At 67.1% G+C, this 14,017-nt stretch carries 12 protein-coding genes, 1 tRNA gene and 1 pseudogene; all 14 read right to left on the bottom strand.

From position 1 onward, the window contains the following. Window positions 1–100 precede the first annotated feature (100 nt). Window positions 101–2,524, bottom strand: a pseudogene (gene nuoG, locus RMO12_RS04130) (NADH-quinone oxidoreductase subunit NuoG); the annotation flags it as partial. Then, the gene (nuoF, locus tag RMO12_RS04125) at window positions 2,517–3,947 is read right to left on the bottom strand and encodes an NADH-quinone oxidoreductase subunit NuoF (protein ID WP_309638310.1); all 1,431 of its coding nucleotides are present in this window, start codon (window positions 3,945–3,947) and stop codon (window positions 2,517–2,519) included. The gene nuoF and the pseudogene nuoG, both read right to left, overlap by 8 nt. 17 nt (window positions 3,948–3,964) lie before the next feature. Continuing rightward, the gene (locus RMO12_RS04120; RefSeq protein WP_309638309.1) at window positions 3,965–4,453 is read right to left on the bottom strand and encodes an NAD(P)H-dependent oxidoreductase subunit E; all 489 of its coding nucleotides are present in this window, start codon (window positions 4,451–4,453) and stop codon (window positions 3,965–3,967) included. Window positions 4,454–4,490: 37 nt separating this feature from the next. After that, window positions 4,491–5,747 carry an NADH-quinone oxidoreductase subunit D gene (locus RMO12_RS04115; protein ID WP_309638308.1) on the bottom strand — a complete coding sequence of 419 codons (1,257 nt, stop codon included), beginning with the start codon at window positions 5,745–5,747 and terminating at the stop codon, window positions 4,491–4,493. Window positions 5,748–5,750: 3 nt separating this feature from the next. Continuing rightward, entirely contained in the window at window positions 5,751–6,365 is a 615-nt protein-coding gene (locus tag RMO12_RS04110) for an NADH-quinone oxidoreductase subunit C (protein ID WP_309638307.1), read from the bottom strand. A 27-nt stretch (window positions 6,366–6,392) separates the two neighbouring features. Next, window positions 6,393–6,869 (bottom strand): NADH-quinone oxidoreductase subunit B family protein, encoded by a 477-nt coding sequence (locus tag RMO12_RS04105; protein ID WP_309638306.1) that lies wholly within the window; start codon window positions 6,867–6,869, stop codon window positions 6,393–6,395. A 24-nt stretch (window positions 6,870–6,893) separates the two neighbouring features. Continuing rightward, window positions 6,894–7,253: an NADH-quinone oxidoreductase subunit A gene (locus RMO12_RS04100; RefSeq protein WP_309624188.1), complete on the bottom strand. Its 360-nt coding sequence runs from the start codon at window positions 7,251–7,253 to the stop codon at window positions 6,894–6,896. A 124-nt stretch (window positions 7,254–7,377) separates the two neighbouring features. Continuing rightward, window positions 7,378–7,462 (bottom strand) — tRNA-Leu (locus tag RMO12_RS04095). Between the two features lie 133 nt (window positions 7,463–7,595). Beyond that, window positions 7,596–8,024: a preprotein translocase subunit SecG gene (secG, locus tag RMO12_RS04090; RefSeq protein WP_309638305.1), complete on the bottom strand. Its 429-nt coding sequence runs from the start codon at window positions 8,022–8,024 to the stop codon at window positions 7,596–7,598. A 40-nt stretch (window positions 8,025–8,064) separates the two neighbouring features. Next, window positions 8,065–8,817, bottom strand: a complete 753-nt coding sequence (gene tpiA / locus RMO12_RS04085) for a triose-phosphate isomerase (RefSeq protein WP_309624190.1) — start codon at window positions 8,815–8,817, stop codon at window positions 8,065–8,067. Window positions 8,818–8,836: 19 nt separating this feature from the next. Next, window positions 8,837–9,823 carry an NAD(P)H-quinone oxidoreductase gene (locus RMO12_RS04080; RefSeq protein ID WP_309638304.1) on the bottom strand — a complete coding sequence of 329 codons (987 nt, stop codon included), beginning with the start codon at window positions 9,821–9,823 and terminating at the stop codon, window positions 8,837–8,839. A 47-nt stretch (window positions 9,824–9,870) separates the two neighbouring features. Beyond that, window positions 9,871–12,156 carry a polyribonucleotide nucleotidyltransferase gene (gene pnp, locus RMO12_RS04075; protein ID WP_309638303.1) on the bottom strand — a complete coding sequence of 762 codons (2,286 nt, stop codon included), beginning with the start codon at window positions 12,154–12,156 and terminating at the stop codon, window positions 9,871–9,873. A 207-nt stretch (window positions 12,157–12,363) separates the two neighbouring features. Further along, the gene (gene rpsO / locus RMO12_RS04070; RefSeq protein ID WP_309626929.1) at window positions 12,364–12,633 is read right to left on the bottom strand and encodes a 30S ribosomal protein S15; all 270 of its coding nucleotides are present in this window, start codon (window positions 12,631–12,633) and stop codon (window positions 12,364–12,366) included. Window positions 12,634–12,834: 201 nt separating this feature from the next. Beyond that, window positions 12,835–13,986 (bottom strand): pyridoxal phosphate-dependent aminotransferase, encoded by a 1,152-nt coding sequence (locus RMO12_RS04065; RefSeq protein ID WP_309638302.1) that lies wholly within the window; start codon window positions 13,984–13,986, stop codon window positions 12,835–12,837. Between the last annotated feature and the right edge of the window lie 31 nt (window positions 13,987–14,017).

The raw sequence follows: 14,017 nt of genomic DNA, 5'->3' as shown, positions 1-14,017 counted from the left end.
GGTGTCGATCATCGGCGCGTCCTCAGGCGGCCGGCCGGTTGGCGGCAGACACGAGCTTGACCGACGCGGCGTGGTGCTCGGGCTCGGCCGACAGCGGCTCGGCGCGCTCGACGGCGATCTCGCCGAACATCGCGCCGAGCGCGGCGGTGAGCGGATGAGCGGCGGGCACGCGCACGCAGTTGGCAGCGAGGCTGGCGTCGTGCCAGGCGGCCAGTCGCACCGAATGGCTGCCCTGCTGCACATGGACCGCGGCGTGTTCGCCCAGGGCCAGCCGCTCCCACACCGCCGTGGGCAGTCCGACGCGCGGCGGCCGTGCATCGGCGGTGAGCTGCAGCGAAGGCGCGCGGCGCAGCATCGCGTCGGCGCTGTAGATCGGCACGTCGGCGACGCGTTCGAGCCCTTGCGCAAACGCCGAGCCGGACGGCCGGGCGGCGGCGAGCGGCAGTGAAACGGCCGTGCCGTCGGCATTGCTCAACCGCGCCGGCAGCGAGGCCACGTCGCCGAGCGCCTCGGCGCGCACCTCGTCGGAGGTCTCGAAGCCGAAGCCTTCCAGGCCGAGCATCGTGCCGAGCACGCGCAACACCTTCCAGGCCGGCCGCGCGTCGCCGCGCGGCTTGACGACGCCGTGAAAGCCCTGCACCCGGCCCTCGGCATTGATGAAGGTGCCGGCGGTCTCGGTGAAGGGCGCGATCGGCAGCAGCACGTCGGCGTGCTCGAGGTTCGCGGTCCTGAAAGCCGACAGCGAAACCACCATCGCCGCCTTGTCCAGCGCGGCCACGGCGCGTGCCCCGTCGGCGGCATCGAACAGGGGCTCGGCGTTGAGCAACAGCACGGCCTGGAGCGGCTTGGCGTCGCCGCTCGGCGCGAGCATCTGCCCGGCGTTCAGGCCACCCTGCTGCGGTTGCGCGCCGACCAGTTGCGCACCCACGCTGTTGGCCGCTTCGCAGAAATAGCCACAGCTCGCGCCGGTGTGCTTGGCGATGAAGTTGGCCAGCGCCAGCAGTTCGCCAGCCTGAGGATGCCAGGCCGCGGCGTTGCCGAGCAGGATGGCCTTGCGCTCGCCGCTCGCGAGCAAGGTGGCGACCGCCCTGGCCGCATCGTCGGCCTCGACCGCCGTCGGCGCCGCAACGCCCTTGCCTGCCGCGACGGCCGCCGCCACGCCGGCCAGCGCCGCGACCCAGCCGCTCGGCGCGGCGGTGATGCGCGCCTCGACCGGCAACAGCGAATCTTCGGCCAGCGCATGCAGGCTCGCGATGCGCGCGCCGTGCTTGCCGGCCTGGCGCAGGCGCTGCGCGAACAGCGGGTGGTCCTTGCGCACGAAGGAGCCGACGAGAAACACACGGTCCAGCGTGGACAGCGAGGCGATCGAGGTGCCGAGCCACCGAGCCGAAGGCGAGCCCGACGGCCCGGCCGAAGGCGCGCCCGACGGCCCGGCCGAAGGCGAGCCCGACGGCCGCACCGGCTCGCTCGTCTCGAAGAACGAATGCCGCAGCCGGTGATCGATGTTGTCCGAGCCCAGGCCGCGCACCAGCTTGGCGAGCAGGTGCAGTTCTTCGACCGTGCTGTGCGCGGTAGAGAGAGCGCCGATGCTCGGTGCGCCGTGGTCGGCCTTGATGGTCCGCAAGCCGTTGGCCACGTAGTCGAGCGCGCTGGCCCAGTCGACCGCCTGCCACACCCCGCCCTGCTTGAGCATCGGCGTGGTGAGGCGCTCGTCGCTGTTGAGCGCCTCGTAGGAAAAGCGCTCGCCATCCGCCAGCCAGCATTCGTTGACGGCCTCGTTTTCCAGCGGCAGCACGCGCATCACGCGCGCGCCCTTGACCTGCACGATCAGGTTGGCGCCGGTCGAGTCATGCGGGCTCACGCTCTTGCGGCGTGAAAGCTCCCAGGTGCGTGCGCTGTAGCGAAACGGCTTGCTGGTGAGCGCGCCGACCGGGCAGAGGTCGATCATGTTGCCCGAGAGTTCCGAGTCGATGGTGTCGCCGGCCACGGTGGTGATCTCGGCGTGCTCGCCGCGGTGGATCATGCCGAGCTCCATCACGCCCGCCACCTCTTGCCCGAAGCGAACGCAGCGCGTGCAATGGATGCAGCGCGTCATCTCTTCCATGCCGACCAGCGGGCCCACGTCCTTGTGCAGCACCACGCGCTTTTCTTCCTGGTAGCGCGAGGCCGACTTGCCATAGCCCACCGCCAGGTCCTGCAACTGGCATTCGCCGCCCTGGTCGCAGATGGGGCAGTCGAGCGGGTGGTTGATGAGCAGGAACTCCATCACCGACTGCTGCGCCTCGAGCGCCCTCTTGCTCTGGGTGCGCACGATCATGCCCTGCGACACCGGCGTGGCGCAGGCCGGCATGGGCTTGGGCGCCTTCTCCACGTCGACCAGGCACATGCGGCAATTGGCCGCGATGCTGAGCTTCTTGTGATAGCAGAAGTGCGGTATGTAGGTGCCGGCCTTGTCGGCCGCATGCATGACCATGCTGCCCGCAGGCACCGAGACCTTCTGGCCGTCGAGTTCGATCTCAACCATGGATGCGCTCCGCCCCACGGATCGGCTCACTCTCCCGCAGGGAGAGGGCCGGCCCGCCGCCGGCAAGAGCGTCGGCGCCGACCAGGCAGCGCTTGTGCTCGATGTGATGCACGAACTCTTCGCGGAAGTGCTTGATCATGGCCCGCACCGGCATGGCCGCCGCGTCGCCGAGCGCACAGATGGTGCGGCCCTGGATGTTGTCGGCCACCGAGTTCAGCAACTCGATGTCCTCGAGCTTGCCGCGACCGTGCTCGATGCGGTCGACCATGCGCCACAGCCAGCCGGTGCCTTCGCGGCACGGCGTGCACTGGCCGCAGCTCTCATGCTGGTAGAAGTAGGACAGTCGCAGCAGGCTCTTGACCATGCAGCGCGTCTCGTCCATCACGATCACCGCGCCCGAGCCGAGCATGGAGCCGGCCTTGGCGATGGCGTCGTAGTCCATCGTCGTGTCCATCATCACTGCGCCGGGCAGCACGGGCGCGGAAGAGCCGCCGGGGATCACGGCCTTGAGGCCGCGACCGCCGCGCACACCACCGGCGAGTTCGAGCAGCTTGGAGAACGGCGTGCCCATCGGCACTTCGTAATTGCCGGGCCACTCGACGTCGCCCACCATCGAGAAGATCTTGGTGCCGCCGTTGTTGGGCTTGCCGCACTCCAGGTAGGCCTGGCCGCCGTTGCGGATGATCCAGGGCACCGCGGCGAAGGTCTCGGTGTTGTTGACCGTGGTCGGCTTGCCGTAGAGGCCAAAACTGGCCGGAAACGGCGGCTTGAAGCGCGGCTGGCCCTTCTTGCCTTCCAGCGACTCGAGCAGCGCGGTCTCTTCGCCGCAGATGTAGGCGCCGAAGCCATGAACGGCGTGCAGCTCGAAGCCGTAGTGGCTGCCAAGAATCTTGTCGCCCAGGTAGCCGGCGGCACGTGCCTCGGCCAGCGCTTGTTCAAAGCGCTCGTAGATCTCGAAGATCTCGCCGTGGATGTAGTTGTAGCCCACGCTGATGCCCATGGCGTAGGCAGCGATCACCATGCCTTCGATAACGATGTGCGGATTGAAGGCGAGGATGTCGCGGTCCTTGCAGGTGCCGGGCTCGCCCTCGTCGGAGTTGCAGACCAGATATTTCTGGCCGGGAAACTGGCGCGGCATGAAGCTCCACTTCAGGCCGGTCGGGAAACCCGCGCCGCCGCGTCCGCGCAGGCCGGAGGTCTTGACCTCGGCGATCACCTGCTCGGGGGTCATCGGCCCGGCGGCGGCGTCGCCCTCGGTGTTGCCTTGCAGGATTTTCTTCAGCGCCTGGTAGCCGCCACGCGCTTCGTAGTCGGCCAGGCGCCAGTTCTTGCCGTCGAGGCCGGCAACGATCTGCGCGCCGATGTGGCGGTCGTGAAAGCAGGTCTCGCGACCGCTGGCCTGGAACCTGGAGAGATCGATCATGGTCGTCGCGGCGATCGTCATTGGGCGTGCGCTGCGAGCGTGAGGAGCAGTTCGTCGAGCCGCTCGGCGCTCATGAAGCTCAGCATTTGGCGGTCGTTGACCAGCAGCACCGGCGCGTCGGCGCAGGCGCCCAGGCATTCGCTTGGCTGCACGGTGAACAGGCCGTCGGTCGTGGTGCCATAAGGCTCGACATGCAGCTTGCTGCACACGTGATCGAGCGCGGTCTGCCCGTCGCGCAGCGCGCACGGCAGGTTGGTGCAGACATTGAGCTTGAAACGCCCGACCGGCTGCTGGTTGTACATGTTGTAGAAGGTCGTGACCTCATGCACCGCGATCGTCGGCATGCCGAGGTAAGCGGCCACCGCGGTCTCGGCCTCGCGCGAGACATGGCCCTCTTGCTGCTGCACGATGGCCAGGCAGGCCATCACCGCCGAGGCCTTGTGCTCGGGCGGGTACTTGGCGACTTCATGGTCGAAACGCGCGCGTGTGGCTTCAGAGGGTGTCATCGATCGCCTGCCTGTGTGTCGCATCGCTCATCGGTTGCTACCGGTCGATCTCGCCGAACACGATGTCCATCGTGCCGATGACCGCCACCGCGTCGGCAATCATGTGGCCACGCGCCATCTCGTCGAGCGCCGCCAGGTGCGCAAAGCCGGGCGCGCGAATCTTCAGGCGGTAAGGTTTGTTGGCGCCGTCGCTCACCAGGTAGATGCCGAACTCGCCCTTGGGGTGCTCGACCGCCGCATAGGCCTCGCCCTCGGGCACGTGCATGCCTTCGGTGAAGAGCTTGAAGTGGTGGATCAGCTCTTCCATGTTGGACTTCATGTCCACCCGGCCGGGCGAGGCCACCTTGTGGTTGTCGGTGATCACCGGCAGGCCCGGGTTGGCGCGCAGCCACGTCGAGCACTGCTCGATGATGCGGTTGGCCTGGCGCATTTCTTCGATGCGCACCAGGTAGCGGTCGTAGGTGTCGCCGTTCACGCCCACCGGCACGTCGAAGTCCATGTGCTCGTAGACCTCGTAGGGCTGGGTCTTGCGCAAGTCCCACTCGATGCCCGAGCCGCGCAACATCGGCCCGGTGAAGCCGAGGTTCATCGCGCGCTCGGGCGTCACCACGCCGATGCCGACGGTGCGCTGTTTCCAGATGCGGTTGTCGGTGAGCAAGGTCTCGTACTCGTCCACGTAGCCGGGAAAGCGCCGCGTGAAGTCGTCGATGAAGTCCAGCAGCGAGCCTTGTCGGTTCTCGTTGAGCTGCGACATCACCTTGGCACTGCGCACCTTGGAGGCGCGGTACTGCGGCATGGTGCCCGGCAGGTCGCGGTAGACGCCGCCGGGGCGGAAGTAGGCCGCGTGCATGCGCGCGCCGGACACCGCCTCGTACATGTCGAACAGGTCTTCGCGTTCGCGAAAGCAGTAGATGAAGATGTTCATCGCACCGCAGTCCAGCCCGTGCGCGCCCAGCCACAACAGGTGGTTCAAGAGGCGCGTCAGCTCGGAGAACATCACGCGGATGTACTGCGCCCGGACCGGCACGTCCACGCCCAGCAGCTTCTCGATCGCCAGGCAGTAGGCGTGCTCGTTGCACATCATCGAGACGTAGTCCAGCCGGTCCATGTAGGGCAGCGACTGGATGTAGGTGCGCGTCTCGGCGAGCTTTTCGGTGGCGCGGTGGAGCAAGCCGATGTGCGGGTCGGCGCGCTGGATCACCTCGCCGTCGAGCTCGAGGATGAGGCGCAGCACGCCGTGCGCGGCCGGGTGCTGCGGGCCGAAGTTGAGGGTGTAGTTCTTGATGTCGGCCATGACTCAACCAAGGCCGCCGTAGTGGTCTTCGCGAATGATGCGCGGCGTGACCTCTCGCGGCTCGATCGTCACCGGCTGGTAGATCACGCGCTTTTGCTCGGGGTCGTAGCGCATCTCGACATGCCCCGTCACCGGGAAGTCCTTGCGGAAGGGATGCCCGATGAAGCCGTAGTCGGTGAGGATGCGGCGCAGGTCGGCGTGGCCCTCGAACACGATGCCGTACAAATCGAAGGCCTCGCGCTCGAACCAGTTGGCCGCACTCCAGACCTCGTTGACCGAGGCGACCAGCGGCAGCTCGTCGTCGGGGCAAAACACCTTCAGGCGCAGCCGCCAGTTCTTGCTGATCGACAGCAGGTGCAGCGCCACGCAAAAGCGCGGGCCGTCGGTGTAGACCGAATGAGCGCCGTCGCGGTAGGTCGAATAGTCGAGTCCGCAGAGGTCGATCAATTGCTCGAACTTCAGCTCGGCGTGGTCGCGCAAGGCCAGGCAGACGAGGGTGTAGTCGGCGGCCTTGACGGTGAGCGTGAGTTCACCGCGGTCGCGCACCAGAGCTTTGACTTGGTCGCCCAGCACGGCCTCGAGCGCGGGCTGCAGGACGTCGAGCTTGTAGTGTTTCATCGACAAAGGCGGCTTCGAATCGCGCGGTCAACGCGCGATGGTGCTTTCGCGACGGATCTTCGACTGCAGCTGCAACACGCCGTAGAGCAGCGCCTCGGCCGTGGGCGGACAGCCCGGTACGTACACGTCCACCGGCACGATGCGGTCGCAGCCGCGCACCACCGAATAGCTGTAGTGGTAGTAGCCGCCGCCGTTGGCGCACGAACCCATGCTGAGCACCCAACGCGGCTCGGCCATCTGGTCGTAGACCTTGCGCAAGGCCGGCGCCATCTTGTTGCACAGGGTGCCGGCGACGATCATGAGGTCGCTCTGGCGCGGGCTGGGACGAAACAGCATGCCGAAGCGGTCGATGTCGTAGCGCGCGGCGCCCGCGTGCATCATCTCGACGGCGCAGCAGGCCAGGCCGAAGGTCATCGGCCACAGCGACCCGGTCTTCGACCAATTGATCAGCTTGTCGGCCGAGGTGGTCATGAACCCCTCTTTGAAAACGCCTTCGATGCCCATGGCTTGCCTACTTGGTGCTCGAGATCATTCCCAGTCCAGGGCGCCTTTTTTCCACTCGTAGGCGAAGCCCACGACGAGGATGCCGAGGAAAACCATCATGGCCCAGAAACCGGTGGCGCCGATCTCCCTGAGCGACACCGCCCACGGGAAGAGAAAGGCGATCTCGAGGTCGAACAAGATGAACAGAATGGCGACCAGGTAGTAGCGCACGTCGAACTGCATGCGCGCGTCTTCGAACGCCTCGAAGCCGCATTCGTAGGGAGAGTTCTTGTCGGCATCGGGCCGGTGCGGCCCGAGCGCAAAGCCGATCAGCTGCGGCGCAATGCCAACGGCGGCGCCGACAAGAATGAACAAGATGACCGGCAGGTAGGACTCGAGGTTCATCGTGAATGGCAGGTCGACGGGTCTGATGCACTCGCTCAAACAAGACAAGGCGCACCGTGGCGGCGGCGCCTGCTCGGGCGACTCCGCGCTGCGGCACGCCCGGTTTGACTCTTCCAAAATCTGATGGTGCCGTCGGCGAGACTCGAACTCGCACAGCTTTCGCCACTACCCCCTCAAGATAGCGTGTCTACCAGTTTCACCACGACGGCCCGGCATCGCTTTCAGGATCGAACTCGATGCGGTTTTGCGGTTCGGTTTGCATGAGGAATGGCTCACCGAACAGCCAGAAATTCTAGCTCGAAAGACCCACCTCTTCGGGGGTCGGCAATGACTTTGTCGGCATCACTTCGTCGGGATCTGCGCGGCGCCGGACGCCATCGGCGCGGGCACCGCCGGAGCGACCACGGCGCCCGTTTCGCCGGTCGGTGCAGCGCCCGGAATCTGCGCCGCACCCGAAGCCGCCGCACCGGGTGCCGATGCTGGCACCGCCGAGCGCTCGAGGATGCTGGTGCCCGAAGGCATCGCCGTGTCGCGCAGGTTGCCGAAGTAAGCCAGCGCCAGCGTGCAGGCAAAGAACACCGCGGCGCACACGCCGGTCGAGCGCGACAAAAAGTTGGCGCTGCCGGTTGCGCCGAACAGGCTGCCCGATGCGCCACTGCCGAACGAGGCGCCCATGTCCGCGCCCTTGCCATGCTGGATCAGCACCAGGCCGATCATCACGAGCGCGGTGAGCATCTGCGTCACCACGACCACCGTCAACATCACTTGCATTTCGAGGACTCCGTTCTTTATCTTTGAAAGGGTGCTGCGATCAATGCGCGCCAGCGCGGCAGATCGCGAGGAAATCCGTTGCCTTGAGCGACGCGCCGCCGATCAGGCCGCCATCGATGTCTGGCTGAGCGAACAGCACGCCCGCGTTGTCGGGTTTGACGCTGCCGCCATAGAGCAGTTTCATCTGCGCAGCGCGCGGCGTGGCAGCATGCAGTTGCGCGCGCAGCAGCGCGTGGACGGCCTGCGCCTGCTCGGGCGTGGCAGTGCGGCCGGTGCCGATCGCCCACACCGGCTCATAGGCCACGACCATCTCACCGGCACAGTGGCCGAGCGTGTGGATCACCGCCGACAGCTGGCGCTTAACGACGGCCTCGGTTTCACCGGCCTCGCGTTCGCGCAGCGTCTCGCCGACGCAGACGATCGGCGTGATGCCCCTGGCCAGCGCCGCCTGCGCCTTGTCGGCCACGAGCTGGTCGCTTTCAGCATGCAACGCACGCCGCTCGGAGTGGCCGACCAGGCAATAGCGGCAGCCAAAGTCCGCCAACATCGCGGCCGACACCTCGCCGGTGTAGGCGCCCTGCTCATGCGCCGAGCAGTCCTGCGCGCCCCAGCCGATGGCCGAGCGCGCCAGCCGTTCGGCCGCCTGGGCGAGGTAGGGGTGCGGCGCGCACACGGCCACGTCAGAGGGCAGCGGGCCGGCGGACTTCAGCGCTTCGAGCAGCGCCTCGTTGGCGGCGTGGGTGCCATGCATCTTCCAGTTGCCGACCACGAGCTTGCGACGGGATGGGCTCATCTTGTATTGCTCCTCTTCCTTACCAGGTCAGCACGATCTTGCCGACGTGCTGGCCCGATTCCATGAGCGCATGGGCCTGGGCGGCCTGGGCGGCGGGAAAGGTCTTGAACACCACCGCCGCGAGCTTGCCCTGCTCGAACAGCGGCCAGGCGCGCTCACGCAGCGCACGGCCTACCTGCGCCTTGTAGGCCACGGTGCGCGGGCGCAAGGTGGAGCCGGTGATCGTGAGGCGTCGACGCAGCACGGCACCGGCATCGAACTCGGCGCGCACGCCGCCTTGCACCGCGATGATCGAGAGCCGGCCGTCATCGGCCAGGCACTGGATTTCGCGCGCCACGTAGTCGCCGGCCACCATGTCGAGGATCACGTCGGCGCCGCGGCCGTCGGTCACGCGTTTGACCTCGGCGACGAAGTCCTGCGTCTTGTAGTTAACGGCAAAGTCGGCACCGAGCGCAAGGCAGGCTTGGGCCTTGGCATCGTCGCCCACGGTCACGATCACCGTCGAGCCCAGCGCCTTGGCAAGCTGGATCGCCGCCACCCCAATGCCGCTGGAGCCGCCCTGCACCAGCAGCGTCTCGCCGGGCTGCAGGCGCGCGCGATCGAACACGTTGATCCAGACGGTGAAAAAAGTCTCGGGCAGACTTGCCGCCTCCACGTCGGTGAGGCCTGCCGGCACGGGCAGGGTCTGGCCGATGGGTGCCACGCAGCGCTCGGCATAGCCGCCGCCGTGAGTGAGTGCGCAAACCCGGTCGCCCAGCTTGAAGCCGGCCGCTGCCAGTTCACCGGCATGGCCACCGACGATGCTCCCGGCCACCTCCAGGCCCGGCAAATCCGAAGCGCCGGGCGGCGGCGGATAGGCCCCCGAGCGCTGCAGCACGTCCGGGCGGTTCACGCCCGAGGCGGCCACCTCGATGAGCAGTTCACCCGCGGCAGGCGCCGGCTCGGGGCGCTGCGCCAGGCGCAACACATCGGGCCCGCCCGGGCGAGAAATCTCGATCGCTTGCATGACGGTGTGCTCGACGGGGACGGCGCGAGTGCCGCCCCCTGCCCTCGTCACTCGGCGTCGGGCGGCGTGTTGTTGCCGCCAGACGAAGGCTGCGAGGCCGGCGCCTCGCCGCTGCGCTCCGGCGGACGCTCGGAGCGCTCACGGCGCGGCGGGCGATCACCACGGTCACCACCGCGCCCACCACGGTCGCCGCGATCGCTGTATTCACGGCGCGGACGCTCTTCTTCGACATAGCCCTCGGGACGCTCCAGCAGCGCCTTCATCGACAACTTGATGCGGCCCTTCTCGTCGGTCTCGAGCACCTTGACCTTGACCACCTGGCCTTCGGTGAGGAAGTCGCTCACCTGCTCGACGCGCTGGTGTGCGATCTGGCTGATGTGCAGCAGTCCGTCCTTGCCCGGCAGGATGTTGATCAGCGCACCGAAGTCGAGGATCTTGGTGACCGCGCCTTCGTAGATCTTGCCGATCTCGGCCTCGGCAGTGATCTCCTCGATGCGCTTCTTGGCCGCCATCGCGCGGTCGCCGTCGACCGAGGCGATGGTGATGGTGCCGTCTTCCTCGATGTTGATCTGCGTGCCGAATTCTTCCGTCAACGCGCGGATGGTCGAGCCGCCCTTGCCGATCACGTCGCGGATCTTCTCGGGGTTGATCTTCATGGTGTAGAGGCGCGGCGCGAACTCGGAGAGTTCGGTCTTGGCGCCACCCACGGCCTCGACCATCTTGGCCAGGATGTGCAGCCGCGCTTCCTTGGCCTGCGCCAGGGCCACCTGCATGATCTCCTTGGTGATGCCCTGGATCTTGATGTCCATTTGCAGCGCGGTCACGCCGGTGGTCGTGCCGGCCACTTTGAAGTCCATGTCGCCGAGGTGATCTTCGTCGCCGAGGATGTCGGTCAGCACGGCGAAGCGGTTGCCGTCCTTGATCAGGCCCATGGCGATGCCCGCCACGTGCGCCTTGAGCGGCACGCCCGCGTCCATCATGGCCAGGCAGCCGCCGCACACCGAAGCCATCGACGACGAACCGTTGGACTCGGTGATCTCGGAGACCACGCGGATCGCGTAGGCGAACTCGTCCTTCTTCGGCAGCACCGGGATCAGCGCGCGCTTGGCCAGGCGCCCGTGGCCGATTTCGCGGCGCTTGGGCGAGCCGACGCGACCGGTCTCGCCGGTCGCGAACGGAGGCATGTTGTAGTGAAACATGAAGCGGTCTTCGAACTCGCCGGCCAGCGCGTCGATGCGCTGTGCGTCGCGCTCGGTGCCCAGGGTGGTGATGACCAGCGCCTGCGTCTCGCCGCGCGTGAACAGCGCCGAGCCGTGGGTGCGCGGCAGCACCGAGGAGCGAATTTCGATCGGGCGCACGGTGCGCGTGTCGCGCCCGTCGATGCGCGGCTCGCCCGCGAGGATCTGGCTGCGCACGATCTTGGCTTCGATGTCGAACAGCAGGTTCTCGACCCTGACCTTGTCGACCGCAGCACCTTCGGCGGCGAGTGCTGCCAGCACCTCGGCGTAGGCCTTGCGCATGGCCTGCGTACGCTCCTGCTTGGAGCGGATCTGGTAGGCCGCGCGGATCTTCGCTTCGGCCAGGTCACCCACGTGCGCGATGAAGGCCTCGTCCTTGGCCGGCGCTTCCCACTGCCATTCGGGCTTGCCGGCGTCACGCACCAGCTCGTTGATGGCGCGGATGGCGATGTTGCCCTGCTCATGGCCGTACACCACGCCGCCGAGCATCACGTCTTCGGGCAGCTGCTGGGCTTCGGACTCCACCATCAGCACCGCCGCTTCAGTGCCCGCGACGATCAGGTCGAGCTGGCTCTCCTTGAGCTGGCTCGGGCCCGGGTTGAGCACGTACTCGCCGTTGATGTAGCCCACGCGCGCCGCGCCCACCGGTCCGTTGAACGGGATGCCGGAAATGGCCAGCGCCGCCGAGGAACCGATGAGTGCTGCGATGTCGGCCGAGACCTCCGGGTTGAGCGACAGCACGTGGATCACCACCTGCACTTCGTTGTAGAAGCCTTCGGGGAAGAGCGGCCGCAACGGCCGGTCGATGAGGCGCGAGGTCAGCGTCTCCAGCTCGCTCGGGCGGCCTTCGCGCTTGAAGAAGCTGCCGGGAATCTTGCCGGCGGCGTAGGTCTTCTCGATGTAGTCGACGGTGAGCGGGAAGAAGTCTTGCCCCGGCTTGGCATGCTTGGCGGCCACCACGGTGGCGAGCACCACGGTGCCTTCGATGTCGACGACAACGGCGCCGCCCGATTGGCGGGCAATCTCGCCGGTCTCGAGGCTGACCTGGTGCTGGCCCCACTGGAACGTCTTCGTGACCTTGTTGAACATGCTCATGCGGGTCTCCTGATGGGTTCTCTTCGAGAGAACACGGCGCGTCGGGTGGCGCCTTTCACCGAAGCTTCAGCCCTCGAGCGGGATGTCATTCCAGCGCGGCTCGGCAAAGCCTCGCTGGAATGACACATCGTCGCTCGGGGGTTGCGCTCCAAAACGCGAAGAGCCTGCGCTGGTGATGCCAGACAGGCTCTTCGTCATGGGTCTTGCTTACTTGCGCAGGCCGAGTTTCTGGATCAGCGCGGTGTAGCGCTCGGCGTCCTTGGCCTTGAGGTAGTCGAGCAGCTTGCGTCGCCGGCTCACCATCCTGAGCAGACCGCGGCGACCATGGTGGTCCTTGGCGTGGGTCTTGAAGTGCGGCGTCAGGTCGTTGATGCGTGCGGTGAGGATGGCGACCTGCACTTCGGGCGAGCCCGTGTCGGTGGCGCTGCGCGCGTTCGTCTTGACGATTTCTGGAATGTTGAGATCGGCCACGGCCATGATTCGTTTCCTGTTGCGTGAAACCGCCGACGCACAGGAAAGATTGGCGTGCCGCGGTTTCGGTTTTCACTTGCGGTCACGGGTGAAACCAACCCATGCCGTGCGCTGTTTGCTGTTTTCGGCTGTTTTCGGTTTGCAAGGACGCGTCACCGCGCCGTGCGTCTGATCTTGCAGGACTCGGCACCCCGCAAAACCGAACGATTATAGACGCAGCGCGGCCCGCAGCCGCTGCACCCCTTGCGCGAGCCGCGCCGGATCGCGCGAAGCGAAGCACCAGCGCAGCCAACCTTCGGCCTCGTCGCCGAAGGCAGCCCCGGGAGCCAGGCCCAGCCCCGCCTCCCGCACCAACCGCTTGGCGAACGCCAGCGAGTCGTCTTCACCGGCAACTCGCAGAAAGGCATACATGCCGCCCTCGGGCACCGCGACTTCCACGCCCGGCACGGCCTGCAAGGCGGGCAGCAAAGTGTCGCGACACTGCCGCAGGTGCGCCGTCACGGTCGGGACCAAGGCGTGCGCGCCGCGCAGCGCGGCAAGACCCGCGCGTTGCACGAACACCGGCGCACAGGAGGTGTTGAACTCGATCAGCTTGCCCACCGCGTCGACCAGTGTTTGCGGCAGCACCAGCCAGCCGAGCCGCCAGCCGGTCATGAGGAAACTCTTGGAAAAGCTGTGGACGACGACCAGCCGGTCATGTGGCTCGGCGACGTCGAGGAAGGACGGCGCGGCGCGCGCGTCGTCTGCAAAGTACAGCCGCTCGTAGACCTCGTCGGCGACGATCCAGGTGCCGGTGCGGCGGCAATGCGCCAGCAAGGCCGCCTGCTCGTCGCGGCCTAGCGTCCAGCCGGTCGGGTTGTTCGGCGCGTTGACCAGCAGCACGCGCGTGCGGTACGTGACGGCCGCCAGCAACTCATCGAGATCGAGCCGCCAGGCACCGCTGCGAGGCCGCAGCGAAACGCGTGTGACGCAGCCGCCCAGGATCGCCGGCTGCGCGGTGAGGTTGGGCCACACCGGCACCACCGCGACCACCTCGTCGCCCGCACCGACCAGGGCCTGCATCGAAATCATCAACGCATTGACGCCCGAGGACGTGATGGCGATGCGCTCGCTGCCGAGCGGCGGGTGCAGCGAACTCACGTAGCCGGCGACCGCTTCGCGCAATTCGGGCAGGCCGAGGTTGTGCGAATAGAAGGTCTCGCCACGCTGCAGCGATTCGATCGCGGCGTCGCGGATGAAGGCCGGCGTGGCCTCGTCGCCTTCGCCGAACCAGAACGCGAGCAGATCGGCGCGGCCGAGGCCGGCGTTGGCCACTTCACGAATCTTGGAGCCGGGCAGGCCCTGGATCACTTCACGCATTCACAAGGCCCTTGAAAACAAAAATGCCGCT

The organism is Methylibium sp., assembly GCF_031393925.1.
GTDB lineage: Bacteria > Pseudomonadota > Gammaproteobacteria > Burkholderiales > Burkholderiaceae_C > Methylibium.
This window is presented reverse-complemented; position numbering and strand designations above follow the sequence as displayed.

What these genes read in the sequence shown, in the direction of transcription:
- RMO12_RS04100 (WP_309624188.1), bottom strand. Translation starts at nt 7,253, where the DNA reads ATGAACCTCGAGTCCTACCTGCCGGTCATCTTGTTCATTCTTGTCGGC.
- RMO12_RS04110 (WP_309638307.1), bottom strand. Translation starts at nt 6,365, where the DNA reads ATGAAACACTACAAGCTCGACGTCCTGCAGCCCGCGCTCGAGGCCGTG.
- RMO12_RS04080 (WP_309638304.1), bottom strand. Translation starts at nt 9,823, where the DNA reads ATGCAAGCGATCGAGATTTCTCGCCCGGGCGGGCCCGATGTGTTGCGC.
- RMO12_RS04065 (WP_309638302.1), bottom strand. Translation starts at nt 13,986, where the DNA reads ATGCGTGAAGTGATCCAGGGCCTGCCCGGCTCCAAGATTCGTGAAGTG.
- nuoF (WP_309638310.1), bottom strand. Translation starts at nt 3,947, where the DNA reads ATGATCGATCTCTCCAGGTTCCAGGCCAGCGGTCGCGAGACCTGCTTT.
- RMO12_RS04120 (WP_309638309.1), bottom strand. Translation starts at nt 4,453, where the DNA reads ATGACACCCTCTGAAGCCACACGCGCGCGTTTCGACCATGAAGTCGCC.
- rpsO (WP_309626929.1), bottom strand. Translation starts at nt 12,633, where the DNA reads ATGGCCGTGGCCGATCTCAACATTCCAGAAATCGTCAAGACGAACGCG.
- RMO12_RS04115 (WP_309638308.1), bottom strand. Translation starts at nt 5,747, where the DNA reads ATGGCCGACATCAAGAACTACACCCTCAACTTCGGCCCGCAGCACCCG.
- tpiA (WP_309624190.1), bottom strand. Translation starts at nt 8,817, where the DNA reads ATGAGCCCATCCCGTCGCAAGCTCGTGGTCGGCAACTGGAAGATGCAT.
- pnp (WP_309638303.1), bottom strand. Translation starts at nt 12,156, where the DNA reads ATGAGCATGTTCAACAAGGTCACGAAGACGTTCCAGTGGGGCCAGCAC.
- secG (WP_309638305.1), bottom strand. Translation starts at nt 8,024, where the DNA reads ATGCAAGTGATGTTGACGGTGGTCGTGGTGACGCAGATGCTCACCGCG.
- RMO12_RS04105 (WP_309638306.1), bottom strand. Translation starts at nt 6,869, where the DNA reads ATGGGCATCGAAGGCGTTTTCAAAGAGGGGTTCATGACCACCTCGGCC.